14 protein-coding genes are annotated in these 15699 nt (G+C 69.3%); 6 read left to right on the forward strand and 8 right to left on the reverse strand.

Going from position 1 to position 15699, the window contains the following annotated elements; genetic code table 11:
- Positions 1-60 precede the first annotated feature (60 nt).
- From K0817_RS00330 to K0817_RS00340, 3 genes are all read left to right on the forward strand, one after another.
- Entirely contained in the window at positions 61-411 is a 351-nt protein-coding gene (locus K0817_RS00330) for a Fe-S protein (protein WP_219978345.1), read from the forward strand.
- Between the two features lie 226 nt (positions 412-637).
- A complete protein-coding gene (locus K0817_RS00335; protein ID WP_219978346.1) occupies positions 638-2113 on the forward strand; it encodes an MFS transporter in 1476 nt (491 codons plus the stop codon).
- Between the two features lie 11 nt (positions 2114-2124).
- On the forward strand, positions 2125-4134 hold the full coding sequence (locus tag K0817_RS00340) for a YgcG family protein (RefSeq protein WP_219978347.1): 2010 nt from the start codon (positions 2125-2127) through the stop codon (positions 4132-4134).
- Between the two features lie 11 nt (positions 4135-4145).
- Here K0817_RS00340 and K0817_RS00345 read toward each other — a convergent pair whose 3' ends face one another.
- The 3 genes from K0817_RS00345 to K0817_RS00355 are packed head-to-tail and all read right to left on the reverse strand — an operon-like array spanning position 4146 to position 6783.
- A complete protein-coding gene (locus K0817_RS00345; RefSeq protein WP_219978348.1) occupies positions 4146-4964 on the reverse strand; it encodes an ABC transporter permease in 819 nt (272 codons plus the stop codon).
- On the reverse strand, positions 4961-5845 hold the full coding sequence (locus K0817_RS00350; protein WP_219978349.1) for an ABC transporter permease: 885 nt from the start codon (positions 5843-5845) through the stop codon (positions 4961-4963). The genes K0817_RS00345 and K0817_RS00350 overlap by 4 nt, the downstream gene beginning before the upstream one ends.
- A complete protein-coding gene (locus tag K0817_RS00355) occupies positions 5842-6783 on the reverse strand; it encodes an ABC transporter ATP-binding protein (RefSeq protein ID WP_219978350.1) in 942 nt (313 codons plus the stop codon). Before K0817_RS00355 ends, K0817_RS00350 begins: the two co-directional genes overlap by 4 nt.
- A gap of 139 nt (positions 6784-6922) precedes the next feature.
- Between K0817_RS00355 and K0817_RS00360 the strand changes: the two genes are divergently transcribed.
- Together K0817_RS00360 and K0817_RS00365 are read left to right on the forward strand one after the other, a co-directional pair.
- On the forward strand, positions 6923-7138 hold the full coding sequence (locus K0817_RS00360) for an AsnC family protein (protein ID WP_253735084.1): 216 nt from the start codon (positions 6923-6925) through the stop codon (positions 7136-7138).
- A gap of 26 nt (positions 7139-7164) precedes the next feature.
- Positions 7165-9147 carry an ABC transporter ATP-binding protein gene (locus K0817_RS00365; protein ID WP_253735085.1) on the forward strand — a complete coding sequence of 661 codons (1983 nt, stop codon included), beginning with the start codon at positions 7165-7167 and terminating at the stop codon, positions 9145-9147.
- A gap of 121 nt (positions 9148-9268) precedes the next feature.
- Here the strand turns inward: K0817_RS00365 and K0817_RS00370 are convergent, their stop codons facing one another.
- Positions 9269-11149, reverse strand: a complete 1881-nt coding sequence (locus tag K0817_RS00370; RefSeq protein WP_219978351.1) for a phosphoenolpyruvate carboxykinase (GTP) — start codon at positions 11147-11149, stop codon at positions 9269-9271.
- Between the two features lie 122 nt (positions 11150-11271).
- Here K0817_RS00370 and K0817_RS00375 point away from each other — a divergent pair, with 122 nt between their 5' ends.
- Positions 11272-12708, forward strand: coding sequence for an XRE family transcriptional regulator (locus tag K0817_RS00375; protein WP_219978352.1), 1437 nt, complete (start codon positions 11272-11274; stop codon positions 12706-12708).
- 172 nt (positions 12709-12880) lie between these two features.
- Here K0817_RS00375 and K0817_RS00380 read toward each other — a convergent pair whose 3' ends face one another.
- The 4 genes from K0817_RS00380 to K0817_RS00395 form a co-directional block, all read right to left on the reverse strand.
- Entirely contained in the window at positions 12881-13993 is a 1113-nt protein-coding gene (locus K0817_RS00380; protein WP_219978353.1) for a winged helix DNA-binding domain-containing protein, read from the reverse strand.
- Positions 13994-14029: 36 nt separating this feature from the next.
- Positions 14030-14203, reverse strand: a complete 174-nt coding sequence (locus K0817_RS00385) for a hypothetical protein (RefSeq protein ID WP_253735086.1) — start codon at positions 14201-14203, stop codon at positions 14030-14032.
- Between the two features lie 32 nt (positions 14204-14235).
- The gene (locus K0817_RS00390) at positions 14236-14397 is read right to left on the reverse strand and encodes a hypothetical protein (protein ID WP_253735087.1); all 162 of its coding nucleotides are present in this window, start codon (positions 14395-14397) and stop codon (positions 14236-14238) included.
- Between the two features lie 348 nt (positions 14398-14745).
- The gene (locus K0817_RS00395) at positions 14746-15660 is read right to left on the reverse strand and encodes a DMT family transporter (RefSeq protein WP_253735088.1); all 915 of its coding nucleotides are present in this window, start codon (positions 15658-15660) and stop codon (positions 14746-14748) included.
- Positions 15661-15699: the final 39 nt, after the last annotated feature.

Genomic DNA, 15699 nt, shown 5'->3' on the forward strand with positions numbered 1-15699 from the left:
TACACCCGGTGAGGACGACCTTCCTGGCGCACGGACGCCGGTACCCCTAGCGTGACGACCATGGAAGTCCTTCGTCACATCGTCGTACTGATTCACCTCGTCGGGTTCGCGGTGCTCTTCGGAGCCTGGGTGGTCGAGGCTGTCGGCAAGCGTCGGATCACCCGCCTGATGGACTGGGGCCTGGCGATCGCGGGTCTCGCGGGCCTCATCCTCGCCGCTCCCTGGGGCATCGAGGGCGAGCTGAACTACGTCAAGATCGGCGTGAAGCTCGTCGTCCTGCTCATCATCGGTGCGCTGCTCGGCATCGGCGCCGGTCGCCAGCGCAAGAACGGCTCGGTCGCGCCGGCGCTGTTCTGGTCGGTCGGCGTGCTCACGCTTACCAACGCCGCGCTCGGGGTGCTCTGGCGCTGACGCACCGCCGGCCCCGGATGCCGTGCGCCGCGTGGGCGTACGGCGTCCGGTCATCCCGTCCTCGGGGTGCGCCTGCCCGCCCCTAAGATGGATCTTCGCGCCTGGACGATCCCGTCCTCGCGCACGGTGACCCAGTGCAGTGCCGCCTGACGCGTCACCTCGCGTCGAGCGGCCGCCACCGCCCCGTCCCACGAGGACGCCAGCTCCCGCGACATACAGGTTCTCCATGGCTTCCCCCACCGCCGCCACCACCGCGGCCCCCGCTAATCCCCGCTCCCGCGTCATCACCGCGAGCCTCGTCGGCACGACGATCGAGTTCTACGACTTCTACGTCTATGCGACGGCCGCAGTCCTCGTCTTCCCCATCCTCTTCTTCCCCACCGGCAACGACACGACCGCCCTCCTGGCCTCGTTCGGCGTCTTCGGGGCGGCGATGATCGCCCGTCCGCTCGGGGCCGTCGTGTTCGGCCACTTCGGCGACCGCTTCGGCCGCAAGGCCACCCTCGTTGCATCGCTGCTCACGATGGGCATCGCGACGTTCCTCATCGGGTGCCTTCCCACCTACACCGACATCGGGTGGTGGGCGGCGCTGCTGCTGCTGGTGCTGCGACTGGCACAGGGCTTCGCGCTCGGCGGCGAGTGGTCGGGGGCCGCGCTCGTGGCCACCGAGAACGCCCCGAAGGGAAAGCGCGCGTGGTACGGCACCTTCCCGCAGCTCGGCGCGCCCCTGGGCTTCATCATCGCCAATTCGGTCTTCCTGGGGATCAACTTCCTCCTCCCCCACCCCGAAGGGGCCGGCCAGCGTTCGGCGGACTTCCTGGCGTGGGGATGGCGCGTGCCGTTCCTCTTCTCGGCCGTCATGGTCATCATCGGCCTGTGGGTGCGCCTGCGACTGGTCGAGTCCGAGACCTTCGTCAAGGCGGAGCAGAAGGGCGTCATCCGCAAGTTCCCGCTGGCCACCGTGCTGCGCCACCACTGGTGGCACCTGATCCTCGGCACGTTCATCATGCTGGCGACGTATGTGCTGTTCTATCTGATGACGAACTTCACGCTGTCGTACGGCACCAAGGCGGCCGATCTCGACACCGCCTCGGCGGCAGCCCAGGCGGCGGCCGAGGCGGCCGGCGAGTCGTTCGACCCCGCAGCATTCGCCGCGCAGTTCTATCCCGGGCTCGGGTTCGGATACACCGACTTCGTGCTGATGCAGATCATCGGCGTGGTGTTCTTCGGCATTTTCACGCTGCTCTCCGGCCCGATCGCCGACGCGATCGGCCGACGCCGCCTGCTCCTGTGGGTGACGGCGCTGATCATCGTCTTCGGCTTCACGTTCAATCTGTTCCTGCTCCCGCACGCCGACCCCAAGTTCACCGGCGCCCTCGTGCAGGCTTTCCTCATCTTCGGATTCATGCTGATGGGAGCGACGTTCGGGCCGATGGGCGCGGTCCTGCCGGAGCTCTTCCCGACGAACGTGCGGTACTCGGGGTCGGCGATCTCGTACAACGTCTCGTCGATCCTCGGCGCCGCGCTCGCCCCGATCGTTGCCGTCTGGCTGTGGGCCGCAGCAGGCGGCAGTCCGGCGCTGGTGGGCATCTACCTGTCGGCCATGGGCGTGCTGACCTTCATCGCGCTGCTCCTTGCTCCGGAGACGAAAGATGTCGACTACGACGCCGAGCTCGGCGTGGGCGCGAGCGGTTCGCTATGAGGACGACGGCGATGCCCCGGCTCGGCCGTCTCGCCGCGCTGCGCGCCGTTGCCGCGGGCATCGCCGTCCTCGGGTTTGCCGCGTTCGGACCCGCGACCGCGGCAAGCGCCGAGGAGCCGCTCGATCTGGACGGATCCCACGTCACCGACACGACCGGCACCCTCGTCGACGCCGAGCTCGATCGCATCCATGAGTCCCTCGACGCACTGTTCGACCGCACCGGCGAGAGCCTGTCGGTCGTGGTCACCGAGACCTTCGCCAATCCGCGGGATCCGGCCGGGTGGGCCGACGAGACCGCCGCGCTGAGCGGCCTGGGAGCGCACGACGTGCTGCTGGCGATCGCTATCGATGACCGCAACTACGCCTACTCCGTCGACAGCGCGTTCGCGCTCTCGAACGACGACATCGACGACGCGGTCAACGCCGCCCTCGTGCCGGCGCTTCGTGACGATCGCTGGGCGGACGGCATCACCGCCTTCTCGTCAGCCCTCGCCGATCGGCTGGATCCGCCGTTCCCGGTCGTGCCGGTCGCGATCGGCGCGGTGGTCTTCGCCGGGCTCGGCGGCTGGATCGTCCTGCGAGCCACCCGGCCCGCGCGGGAGGCCGCGCGAGCCAGGCGGGAGGCGGCTCGGGATCGCGCGGAGCGGACCGAGGACGCCAACGCCATGCTCGTGGCCACCGACGACGCGATCAAGACGAGCACGCAGGAGCTGGCCTTCGCCGTGGCCCAGTTCGGCGACGAAGTCTCGGACCAGTTCGCCAAGGCACTCGCCGACGCGCACGCGAAGGTCACCGAAGCCTTCACCTTGCGCGCGAGCCTGGACGATGTGGGAACGGACGCCACGGGGCAGGTCGACGAGACGCTCACGCGGATCGTCTCGCTGTGCGAGCAGGCGGACGCGGCATTGGACGATCAGGCTGCCGCGTTCGAGGCGCTGCGCGACATCGAGAAGCATGCACCGCAGCTGGTGGAGCAGTTGCACGCCCAGCGCGAGGGCATCCCCTCACGAATCGGCGCGGCCGAGGCATCCCTCGCGGCGCTGGCGGCAGCCTACGGTTCGGCTGCGGTGACGGGAAGCTCGGACTCGATCGCACGTGCACGCAAGCTCGTGCTCTTCCTCGAGGCGGAACTGGATCAGGCCAGTGGCCGGCTGGCGGCCGGACGAGCCGGCGAGGCGGCGGTGGATGTGCGTGCGGCGCAGCAGGCTGCGGGCCAGATCGACCAGCTCCTCGCTTCGGTCGAGACGCTCGAGACGTCGTTGCCCGCTCTCTCGGCCGCGCTCACGGCCGCCGTCGACGACACGCGGGCCGATATCGGCGAGGCGGAGTCGCTGGCGGCGGAGGGCACCGAGCAGGCGTCCCGGCTGGCTCCCGCCGTCGCGGCGGCACGGTCGGCGATCGCCGGAGCCTCCGACGCCGCGCCGGCAGACGCGCTGTCGGTGGTCGAAGCGGCCAACACCCAGCTCTCGGCGGCGCTCGCGCAGGTCCGCTCCGAACTCGCCCGCCGCGCACGGGCCGTCGAGCAGCTGCCACGCGCCATCGAGAGTGCGCAGCAGGCGCTGGCCGCCGCTTCCGGGTACATCACAGCGCGCCGCGCGATGATCACGTACGCGCCCCGCAGCCGACTCGCGGATGCCGAGAACGCCCTCGCCGCCGCGATGGCGGCCGCCGCGAGCAATCCCGAGCGCGCGCTGGAAGACGCCCGGCGCGCACGCGAGGACGCGCTCAGGGCCGACCGCATCGCCCGCAACGAGGTGAACCCGCCGCCGGACGACGACGACGGCTGGGCGACCGCAGCGGGCGGAGGGATCTGGGGCAGCCTGTTCGACTCGTCAGGCTCGTCCAGCAGCCGGGGATCGTCCGACCGCTCGGGATCCTTCAGCTGGGGCGGCGGCTCCTCGCGCCGCTCGTCGCGTTCCTCCTCATCGCGGCGCAGTTCCGGCTCACGGTCGCGTTCGAGCTCGCGAAGGTCGGGGGGTTCCGGTTCCCGCTCCCGGCGCTCCGGCGGCGGTCGGTTCTAGCTCCAGGTGCGTCAGTCGAGGAACAGCGCGCGCAGTCGCTTTGTCGTGAAGACCAGGCCGATCGCGATCATGACGATGAAGTACAGGACGTGCCACAGCATGTCGGGAGTCAGGATGCCGGTGGTGAGCCCGCGGACCAGTTCGACGCCGTGCCAGAGCGGGAAGGCCATGATGATCGACTGGACCCAGCCGGGGTAGATCGCAATGGGGTACAGCGTGGCCGAGAAGAGGAACATCGGCAGCAGCACGAAGTTGATCCAGTCCATGTGCTGGAACGTCTTCATGTAGCTCGTGACCGCCATTCCGAGGCTCGCGAACCCGAAGGCGATGAGCAGCACCGCCGGAATCGCGAGAATCGCGGTCCATGCGAGGTTGAGCCCCAGCAGCTGCATGATGATCATGAAGCCCGTTGCGTAGAGCAGTCCCCGAAGCAGTGCGTAGAGGATCTCGCCGAGCGCCACGTCCAGCGGTCCCAGTGACGTCGCCAGCATGCCCTCGTAGAGCTTGCCGTAGTTGAGTTTGAAGAAGACGTTCCACGTCGAGTCGTAGATCGCCCCGTTCATCGCCGAGACGGCGAGCAGCGCCGGCGCGATGAACGCGGCGTACGAGATCTCGACGCCGCTGGAGGTCTCGACGTCGCCGATGAGCGAACCCAGGCCGATGCCCATCGATGCCAGATAGAAGACGGGCTCGAAGAAGCCCGACAGCACGACGATCCAGCTCGACGAGCGCGCGGCGATCAGGCCGCGCTGCACCACCGACTGGGGGTTCCCCGCCCACAGCGCGCGAACGCCGCCGCTGCGGGCGGGAGCATCCGTCATCGTCGTCATTTCGCGAGCCTCCTCTCGAAGAGGCGACGCGCGATGATCAGCCCGCCCACAGCGAGCACCAGCAGGTACGCAACGTGCACCGTGACCATGAGCGGGTCCATCTGCTTGCCGTACGTGACCAGGCGTCCGAGCTCGGTCGCGTGCCACAGCGGCGAGATCCAGCCGATCCACTGCAGCCAGCCGATGTTGGCGAGCGGGTAGAACGTGCCCGAGAACAGGAACATCGGCATGAAGACGAACCGTTGCACAAGGGCGAACTGGCCCTTGTCGTCTTCGATCGTGGCGGCGTATGCCATGAGGGGAATGCCGAACGAGAGTCCGGCGAGCAGGCCGATGAACACCGACAGCCAGGCGGTCGAGGGCACCAGCGCGCCAGGCTGCAGAATGGCGAAGAACAGGGCGATGAAGGCGAAGTACAGCACGACGGTCACGGCCATGCGCGCGCCGGCGCCCGCAACGACACCGTTGGCGATCTGACTGGACGACAGCGGTGAGGCGTTGAAGCCGTAGAAGTATCGACGCCACTTGAATCCGGCCATGACGGGGTAGGTGAACTCCTCCGAGGCCACCGCGATCGCCGAGGTCATGAGCAGCGCGGGCGCGACGAACACCAGGTACGGCACCGTCTGTCCGCCGTCCTCGATCGGCGCGTCGATGATCGCGGCAAGACCCACCGCGAGGCCCAGGAGGTACAGCACTGGTTGCCCGAGGGCACCGACGATGATCGTCCAGCCGTACGCGCGCATGGCGCGCACCATGTGCTCGGTGACGTACCAGGTGCCGCGAGAGCGCGGCTTGCGACCCCACTCCATCGCCTCGGCGCGCAGCTCGTCCAGCGCGGGATCGGTCACCGCCGGCGCACGGTCGGGTCGCCCGCTCATTCGATCAGCGACCTTCCGGTCAGCCGCAGGAACACGTCCTCGAGGCTCGAACGGCGCACCAGGCTCGTGATGGGGTGGAGCCCGCGCTGGGTGACCTCCTCCAGCGCCGCCTCCCCGTCGTGCGCGTAGACGAGCACACGATCGGGCAGCACCTCGACGCGATCGCCGATCCCTTCGAGCTGCCCGGCGACCTGCTGGTTGCGATCCGACCCGAAGCGCACCTCGAGCACCTCGCGGCTGGAGTGCTCACGGATGAGAGAGGCGGGTGTGCCCTCGGCCATGATGCGGCCCTTGTCGACGACGATCAGTCGATCGCACAGCTGCTCGGCCTCATCCATGTAGTGGGTGGTGAGCACGAGGGTGGTGCCGCGCTCCTTCAGGCGGAACAGCCGATCCCACAGCACGTGCCGCGCTTGCGGATCCAGGCCAGTGGTCGGCTCGTCGAGGAGGAGGATGCGGGGGTCGTTGATGAGCCCGCGGGCGATGGTCAGCCGGCGCTTCATGCCGCCCGAGAGCTGGTCGACCTTGCTCTTGGCCTTGTCTTCGAGCGCAGCGAAAGCGAGCAGCTCGTCGGCCTTCTGCGCGCAGACCTTGCCGGGCAGGCCGAAGTAGCGCCCGTAGATGTAGAGGTTCTCGCGCGCGTTGAGTTCGCCGTCGAGGTTGTCCTGCTGGGGCACGACACCCAGCCGCGAGCGGATCTCGGGGCCGTACTGATCCGGGTCGAGCCCGAGGATCGACAAGTCGCCGCCGGTGCGCGTCGACACGGCGCCGATCATCTTCATCGTCGTGGACTTGCCGGCGCCGTTGGGGCCGAGCAGTCCGAACGACTCACCCGGAGCCACCTCGAACGACAGTCCGTCGACGGCGAGGAAATCCGGCTTGCCCTTCACCTTGTAGGCCTTCACGAGGTTGTTCGCTGCGATCACGGGGGCGGGCACCGGACTACCCTAGCGCCCGCCGCCGACACGCCGGCACGTGGTTTGTCAATGTAGGTTGACGCGCCACAATCCGTCAACTAGCGTTGACGCGACGGATGCCGCAGAGCGAGCGTCCGCAGCGACGAAAGCGGTGGACCCGGTGAGCGGTGACGACATTCGTACACTGATCGGCGCGGCCCCCGAGCGCGAGCCGCTCGCCGAGCTGCGCCGTCTCGCCGAGGCGCGCCGCGAGCTGGCGCGCGCCGAGGAGGTGCAGGTGCGCAAGGCACGCAACCTGGGCTTCTCCTGGCAGGCGATTGCGAGCGCCCTCGGCGTGAGCAGACAGGCCGTCCACAAGAAGTACGGTCGTAGGTAACCCCATTGCACGAACGAGGTACACCCATGCCCTCCGCCGAACTCGACCAGGCGCCCGAAGCTGACGTCGTCGCGCCTGCGACGCCGTCCAAGGGCCGCGGAATCCGGATCGGCCGCGGCAAAGCCGACGACGGGCCGCGCGCCAGTTTCGGACAGCTGCTGCCGTACATCTTCGAGCACAAGGGCACGCTCGTCGCGGTCGCCGTGCTCAGTGTGCTGGGCGCCGCCGCGACACTCGTCCAGCCCTTGCTCGTGGGTCAGGTCATCGAGCGCGTGCAGCAGGAGCTCCCCCTCGGCATCCTCATCTGGGCGCTCATCGGGTTCGTCGTGGTGGGATCCCTCATCTCGGGCTGGCAGCACTACCTGCTGCAGCGCACCGGCACCGCCGTGGTCTACTCCAGCCGCCGCAAGCTCATCGCCCGCATCCTGCATCTGCCGATCAGCGAGTTCGACGCCCGCCGCACCGGCGACCTCGTCTCGCGCGTCGGCAGCGACACCACGCTGCTGTACTCGGCCCTCACCCAGGGTCTCGCCGACTCGATCGGCAACGCACTGCTCTTCGTCGGTGCGATCGTCGCCATGGCCTTGATCGACCCGCTGCTGCTGGGCATCATCGTGCTGGTCATCGGCGTCTCGGTCGTGGCGGTGGTCGCCCTGAGCGGGCGGATCCGCACGGCGTCGACCGAGCAGCAAGAGAAGGTGGGCGAGCTCGCATCGGGCGTCGAGCGCGCCGTCGGCTCGATCCGCACCGTGCGCGCCGCCGGCGCCGCCGACCGCGAGACCGAATCCGTCACCGCGCGCGCGACAGACGCCTACCGGGTCGGCGTGCGCATCGCGAAGGTGTCGGCGCTGGTCGTGCCGATCGCCGGCATCGCGCTGCAGGTGTCACTGCTCGTCGTCATCGGCCTCGGCGGGTTCCGGGTCGCAACCGGGGCGATCACGATCGCTAACCTCGTGACGTTCATCATGTTCCTCTTCCTGCTGATCGCGCCGCTGGGCTCGTTCTTCGGCGCCATCACCTCGGTGAACCAGGCGCTCGGCGCGCTCGGCCGCATCCAAGAGGTGCTCGATCTGCCAACCGAGGCGCAGGACGACGCCGAGATCGCCGCGAGGGTCCTTGAGAACTCCACCGAGCAGCAGGCAGCCGCGGCCTCGGCGATCGAGTTCCGCGATGTGCACTTCCGCTACCCCGAGAACGTGGTCGCCGCCCGCCGCAAGGCGGCAGACGAGGCTCGCGCGGTGCTCGAGAATGCACACCTCGACACCTCGGCGATCTCCACACAGCCAGCGGAGGAACCGGATGCTGCGTCCGGGCCGACCGGCCCGGACGGCGAGGTGCTGCGGGGCGTGTCGTTCTCGGTGCCGCGGGGAGCTCGCGTCGCCCTCGTGGGTCCCTCCGGGGCGGGCAAGAGCACGACCCTCGCCCTCATCGAGCGGTTCTATGACCCGACGGGCGGTGCCATCCTGCTCGACGGCGCCGACGTGCGCACGCTGGACCGCGACCTGCTGCGCGCGCAGCTGGGCTATGTCGAACAGGATGCCCCAACGTTGGCCGGGACGATCGGCGACAACCTGCGGCTGGCCTCACCCGAGGCATCCGATTCCGAATGCGAGGCCGTACTGCGCGCCGTCAATCTGGGCGAGGTGCTCGACCGCAACCCGCTGGCCCTGGAGGCGCCCGTCGGCGAGAGCGGCGTGATGCTCTCGGGCGGTGAGCGCCAGCGCCTGGCGATCGCCCGGGCGCTGCTGGCTGCTCCCCCGATCCTGCTGCTCGACGAGTCCACCTCGTCTCTTGACGGGCTGAACGAGCAGCGCATGCGCGAGGCGATCGACGCCGTCGCCGCCGGCCGCACGCTCATCGTCATCGCGCACCGGCTTTCGACCGTCGTCGACAGCGACCACATCGTCGTGCTCGACCACGGTCGCGTGGTCGGTCAGGGCACACACTCCGAGCTGGTGACATCGACGCCGCTGTACCGCGACCTCGCGAAGCACCAGCTGCTCGTCTGAACCCTCCCCTGTCGCCGATCGCAGCCCGCAGCGCTTGACAGTGCCCGGCGACCGCCCGAAAGAGTAGGCGCCCGGCCCCTCTGCCAAGAAGAGGGCCGGGCGCCGGTCTAGGGGCGGCGTGTCAGCCGCGCTGCAGGCGGTACCGCAGAGCCGCCAGCTCAGCCCACAGCGGGGCGGGGATGCGCCCGTCGAAGGTGCGGTAGAACTCCTCGGTGAGATCGGCCTCGCGCAGCCAGGGCTCACGGTCGACGGCGAAGAGCTCGGCGAGGTCGTCCTGACTGACCTCGATGCCCTCGAGGTCGAGGTCTTCCGTGCGGGGCAGCCGCCCGATCGGGCTGTCGATCGCCGGCACCTCGCCTTCGATGCGGCGGATGATCCAGTCGATCACGCGGGAGTTCTCGCCGAAGCCGGGCCAGAGGAAGCGCCCGTCCGAGCCCTTGCGGAACCAGTTGACCTGGAATACGCGGGGCGCCCGGTCGAAACGCAGCTTCTGCCCGATCTTGAGCCAGTGCCCGAAGTAGTCGGCCATGTTGTAGCCGCAGAAGGGCAGCATCGCGAACGGGTCGCGGCGCAGCTCGCCCACCGTTCCCTCGGCGGCGGCGGTACGCTCAGACGAGACGTTCGAGCCCATGAACACGCCATGCGTCCAGTCCGTGGCCTCGACCACGAGCGGCATATTGGTGGCACGGCGTCCGCCAAAGAGGATCGCGTCGAGCGGCACGCCTTGCGGGGCCTCCCAGTCGTCGGCGATCTGCGGGCACTGGGCCGCCGAGACCGTGAAGCGCGAGTTCGGGTGCGCGGCAGGACGACCGGATGCCGGCGTCCACGGCTTGCCCTCCCAGTCGATGAGTTCGGCCGGGGGCTCGTCGGTGAGCCCCTCCCACCACACGTCACCGTCGGGCCGCAGCGCCACGTTGGTGAAGATGGTGTTGCCCCACAGCGTCTCGACGGCTGTGACGTTGGTGCTGGCACCGGTGCCGGGGGCGACGCCGAAGAAGCCCGCCTCGGGGTTGATCGCCCACAGGCGCCCGTCCTCGCCCGGCCGCAGCCAGGCGATGTCGTCGCCGAGCGTCTCGACGCGCCAGCCGGGGATCGTCGGCCGCAGCATCGCGAGGTTGGTCTTTCCGCACGCCGACGGGAACGCCGCGGCGAGGTGGTACGCGCGACCGGCGGGGTCGATCACCCGGATGAGCAGCATGTGCTCGGCGAGCCACCCCTCGTTGCGGCCGATCACCGAGGCGATCCGCAGCGCGAAGCACTTCTTGGCCAGGATGGCGTTGCCGCCGTAGCCGGAGCCGTACGACCAGACTTCGAGCGTGTCGGGGAAGTGCACGATGTACTTCTCGTCGTTGCAGGGCCACGGAACGTCGGTTTCACCCGGTGCGAGGGGCGCACCGACCGAATGCACGGTCTTGACCCAGTGCGCGCCGCCCGCGATCTCGCGCAGCACCTCGGTGCCCACGCGCGTCATGATGCCGATCGAGGTGACGGCGTACGCGCTGTCGGTGACCTGCACGCCGATGTGCGACAGCGGACCGCCCACTGGCCCCATCGAGAACGGCACGACGTACATCGTGCGTCCTCTCATCGAGCCCTCGAACAGCGGCGTGATGGTGGCGCGGATCTCGTCGGGCGCGATCCAGTTGTTGGTCGGGCCGGCGTCCTCTTCGCGCTCGGAGGCGATGAAGGTGCGCGCCTCGGTGCGGGCGACATCGCTCGGGTGCGAGCGCGCCAGGTATGACCCCGGCCGCCACTCGGGATTGAGCTTGATGAGCTTGCCCTCGTCGACCATCTCGCGCAGCAGCGCGTCGTTCTCGGCGCGAGAGCCGTCGACCCAGTGGATGCGTTCCGGCTGCGTGAGCGCGGCGATCTCGTCGACCCACGCCTGCAGGGCGACCATGCCCTCGCCCTGGATCGTCGGCACCTCGCCATATCGCCGTGCGACGGTGGCGCGTGTCGAGGCGGAGCCTTCGTTGCGGGTGAAGATGTCGGCAAGCGCCATGGTCGCTCCTCTTCGATTCAACGTGTCAGATTCTCGGTCTTCCTCTACTTTCCCCGCAGATGGACGCCTCTTCCGAAGAAATCGCGCGTCAAAAGTTGCGATTCTTTCGCTAACATCAAGGAATGCCCCCTACTCCGCTGGAGCTGACCACGCTGGGTCACCGCATCCGCCATCAGCGCCTCGCTCACGGCTTCACGCTCGACGAGCTCGGTGCCAAAGTCGGCGTCGCCGGCAGTCAGCTGAGCCTGATCGAGAACGGCAAACGCGAACCCAAGCTGTCGTTGCTGCAGGCGATCGCACACGCCACCGGGGCGCAGGTGGCCGACCTGCTCTCGACCGAGCCGCCCAACCGGAGGGCGGCGCTGGAGATCGAGCTCGAGCGGGCGCAGTCCAGCTCGGTGTTCCGTCAGCTCGGGATCGCTCCGGTCAAGGTGACCAAGGGCATGGCCGACGAGACGATCGAGTCGATCCTGGGGCTGCATCGCGAGCTGCAGCGCCGCGAACGAGAGGCGATCGCGACGCCCGAAGAGGCCCGGCGCGCCAACACGGAGCTGCGCTTGAAGATGCGCGAGCTCGACAACTACCTGCCCGAGATCGAGAAGCTCGCCGAGAAGCAGCTGAAGTCCGCCGGGCACGTCTCGGGGGCACTCACTCACCGCACCGTGAGCATCATGGCCGAGAAGCTCGGGTTCGAGCTGATCTACGCGAATGATCTGCCCCACTCGACCCGGTCGGTCACCGACCTGGAGCACGGTCGCATCTACCTGCCCCCGGCATCCATTCCCGGCGGCCACGGCTTGCGCTCGATGGCGCTGCAGGCGATGGCGCACCGGCTGCTGGGCCATGAGCGCCCCACCGACTACGCCGACTTCCTGCAGCAGCGGCTCGAGATCAACTACTACGCCGCGTGCTGCCTCATGCCGGAGACGGCCTCGGTGGCGTTTCTACAGCAGGCCAAGAAGGACCGCAATCTGGCGGTCGAGGACTTCCGCGACGCCTTCGGAGTGACCCACGAAGCCGCCGGCATGCGCCTGACCAACCTCGCGACCACGCATCTCGGCATCCGGCTGCACTTCCTGCGCGTCGACGGGTCGGGTGCGATCACGCGCGTCTACGAGAACGATGACCTGCCGCTGCCCATGGACGTCACCGGCGCCGTGGACGGTCAGGCCGCGTGCCGCAAGTTCTCAGCTCGGGCGGCGTTCTCGGAGCAGAACCGCACGACCGAGCATTACCAGTACACCGACACCCCCGCCGGCACCTACTGGTGCTCGACGCAGACCGGCACCACGTCGGCGGGAGAGTTCTCGATCACCGTCGGCGTCCCTTTCGACGACGCGCGCTGGTTCCGCGGGCGCGAGACGCAGAAGCGAGCCACCTCGACGTGCCCCGACGAGTCGTGCTGCCGGCGCGCACCCGCCGACGTCGCCGAACGGTGGTCGGGCAAGGCCTGGCCGAGCGCCCGCGTGCACATGCAGATGTTCTCGCCGCTGCCGAGAGGCGCCTTCCCCGGTGTCGACGACAACGAGGTCTACGACTTCCTCGACCGCCACGCCTGAGCCAGGCACCCGGCCGACGCCAAGCGAAAGCACCAGTCGGTGGGGTCAACGCGCCGTGACGGTCCCCACGCCCCCTCCAGGCGCCGCTGGCGCGTCGCCCGGAGCCTCCGAGCGCGTGGGCCCACCCACGCCCCGGCGTGTCATGTGACGGGCTGGTGTTTTCGCAGCTCGGCTACGCGGTGATGAAATCCCGGTAGCGGTCCAGGGCGGCCGCGATCTCGGCATCCGTCGCCGCTCCCGGCGTGAACAGCTCGGGAATCGGGTCATCGGCGTGACGTCCGACCGCGACGGAGTGCGTCCACACCCCCACGACTTCGCCACGCGCGACGAGGATCGGACGGACGATTCCGTTCATGCTCGGGCCGATCGCCGCGAGGAACTCGGGGGCACACGGAACGGTGCGGTCGGCGTAAGAGAGGTAGTACTCCTCGAACGGCGGGAGGGCGAGAACCTCGGGGATGGCGGTTGTGCGCGGCGCGGGGGCGTTCACGACGTACTGCGGCTCGGGTTCTTCACCCACGAGAGTGAGGCGGTCGGATGCCGCTTCCGCAGCGCTGCGCGCCACCCCCAGTGGCAGCGCCGACCACCACGCGAAGTCGCGAGGACCGGCCGGGCCGTGCGAGGCGATGTAGCGCACGAACATCTCGGCGTGCGGATCCGCCGGGGCCGCGGCATCCGCGATCCAATCCTCGGTCAGCACGATGTACTGCTCCCTCGTGGGCCCGCCCTGGCGCGGCACGACCGGCCCCTGGCACACCACCGCTCGCAGGGAGAGGGCGACCAGCAGGTGGTAGCCGCGCTGCTTCGCCGTCGAGACCCCGCTCGCCTCGAACACCTCGAACAGTTCCTTGCGGGTGAGTCGGTTGCCGCCCGCGAGCGCACGCCGGGCGGCAGTCTCGGCACGCGCGAGTTCGTCTTCGTCGATCGCCTCGGCGCGGCGCACCGCCGCGGCCTGGCGCGACTGCCGCTCGCCCGTGATCGACAGCACCCAACCCAGGTCGGCGGCCGGGATCGCGTGGATCGTGCCGCGCATCGTCCAGGACCGCACGATCTCGCCGCGGTCGAACGCCGCATCCACATCGCGGATCGTCGCGCGCCCGCGCGTTCGTGCAGCCAGGGCCCAGCGCCCGCCCCAGAACTCCTGCGCCTGGGTGGCCAGCATGTGTGCGGCCGCTTCGGCGACGGTGGGGGCCGGTGCGCTCAGTCGGTGGGACCGGAGCCTCGTGCTGCGCAGGGCCGACGTCGCTTCCACGCGGCCGGTGTCTGAAGGGACGGTGGAGACCATTCGCCCATCATGGCGCAGGGCGCCCACATTCTGGGATCAGGAAGCGTCGTCCTCCGCCGAGTCGTCGGGCATCTCGTCGCTGCGCGGTCCGACGAAGTCCCCGGTGATCGTGTGCTCGCGTTCGACGTCCTTGATGACATCCGTCTTCAGGTCGCTCACGGGGTTGCCCTCCTCATCCGGCGACAGGCGCGGAACGGGGGTGTCGGTCATCATCGTCTCCCTCCGGCTCTTCGGATCCGTGGTCACGCCTGCTCGTCCTCTTCCGGCTCGAACGTCGAGGGCTCGCCGGTGTGTCCGGCGGCGACGCCATCCGGGTCGTCGGGGATTGTGCCGTCGCGTCCCAGTCCGCCCGGCTTCTCCGTACCCTCTTCGCTGGTAGGTGCGTCATCAGCCTTGTGGTTCATGTGCTCCTCCATCTCTCGGCCTCGAATGTACGTCGACCGTCGAACGCGCGAAGGCGGCTTGACAAACGCCGAGTCGCCGCTGCCACCCGGAATCGTCACCGACGCGGTTTCTTGATCGCCCGGGCTGTTCCACTCCTGGAACTCGGCGACGGTCGCCCACGTTGTCGATGCCTTCGAGCGGCGGCAGCCCGGCTGAGGCGCGTGCCGAGATGATGTACGCGACACAATCCTCGGCGGACGCCTCGGCTGGGCACGGCGTCCGTGAACTGCACGTGGGCGCCATATCGCGTGTGCGGGCGGACAGGGCCTGCCGTCACCCGCGTGAACGGATGCCCCGTTCCAGCCCGGTCAGCGCCTGCGGCTCCAGGCGACGCCGGCCAGGCAGAGCACGCCGCCCACGATGCCCAGGAGAGTCGGCAGTTCGCCGAGCAGCAGCCAGGCCAGAAGGACCACGATCGCGGGAACCGCCAGCGTCGCCGAGGCGGTCGCACCGGCGGTACCCCGCTGCAGCACGCGCGCCCACAGTAGGAAGGCGACCGCCGACGGGAATACGCCGAGGTACACCGCAGCGGCCACGGCCGTACCCGGCGCGTGAGTGACCTCGCCGGCCAACGCGGGGAGGAAGGGCATCAGCGCGATCGCGCCGACCGCGCAGCCCACCCACGTGGCACTGAGGGCGTCGGTCGAGCGGAGGGCGACCTTCTGCACGAGCACACCGCTAGCGTAGAGCACGGCCGCGAGCAGGCCGAGCGCGATGCCCAGCGGATCGCTGTGCGCACCGACCCCGCCCGCCGCGATGAGCACCACGCCGACGAAGGCGATGCCGATGCCGATGATCAGCGGCTTGGGGAAGCCCTCTTTGAAGAGCACCCCCGCCACACCTGCGACGATCAGCGGAGCGATGTTGACGAGCATCGCGGCCGTACCGGCGTCGAGATGCCGCTCGGCGATATTGAGCACGAGCGTGTAGCCCCCGAACCAGAGCAGGCCGTACACGACCACGAGCACGAGCGAGCGACCACGCGGCAGCGGAGGCCGCCGCCACATCGCGACGCCGACGAGCACGACCGTGGCCACGAGCTGCCGTGCGAAGGCGAGCGCGCCGGGCGAGAGGTCGTCACCGACCCAGCGGATCGCGACGAAGGCCGAGGCCCAGAGCACGAGCACTGTCGCAGTGGCTGCCGCGATCGTCCAGTCCGGCCGAGGACGCGCTGGGTCATAAGGGAGGTCGACTCGCGCCAGCGGAGTCGTCGGGGTGGTCACTCCCCCACGATCGCGGCTCGCCCCGTTCAGCACAAGTGA

Source organism: Microbacterium sp. HD4P20 (assembly GCF_019449275.2).
Lineage (GTDB): Bacteria > Actinomycetota > Actinomycetes > Actinomycetales > Microbacteriaceae > Microbacterium.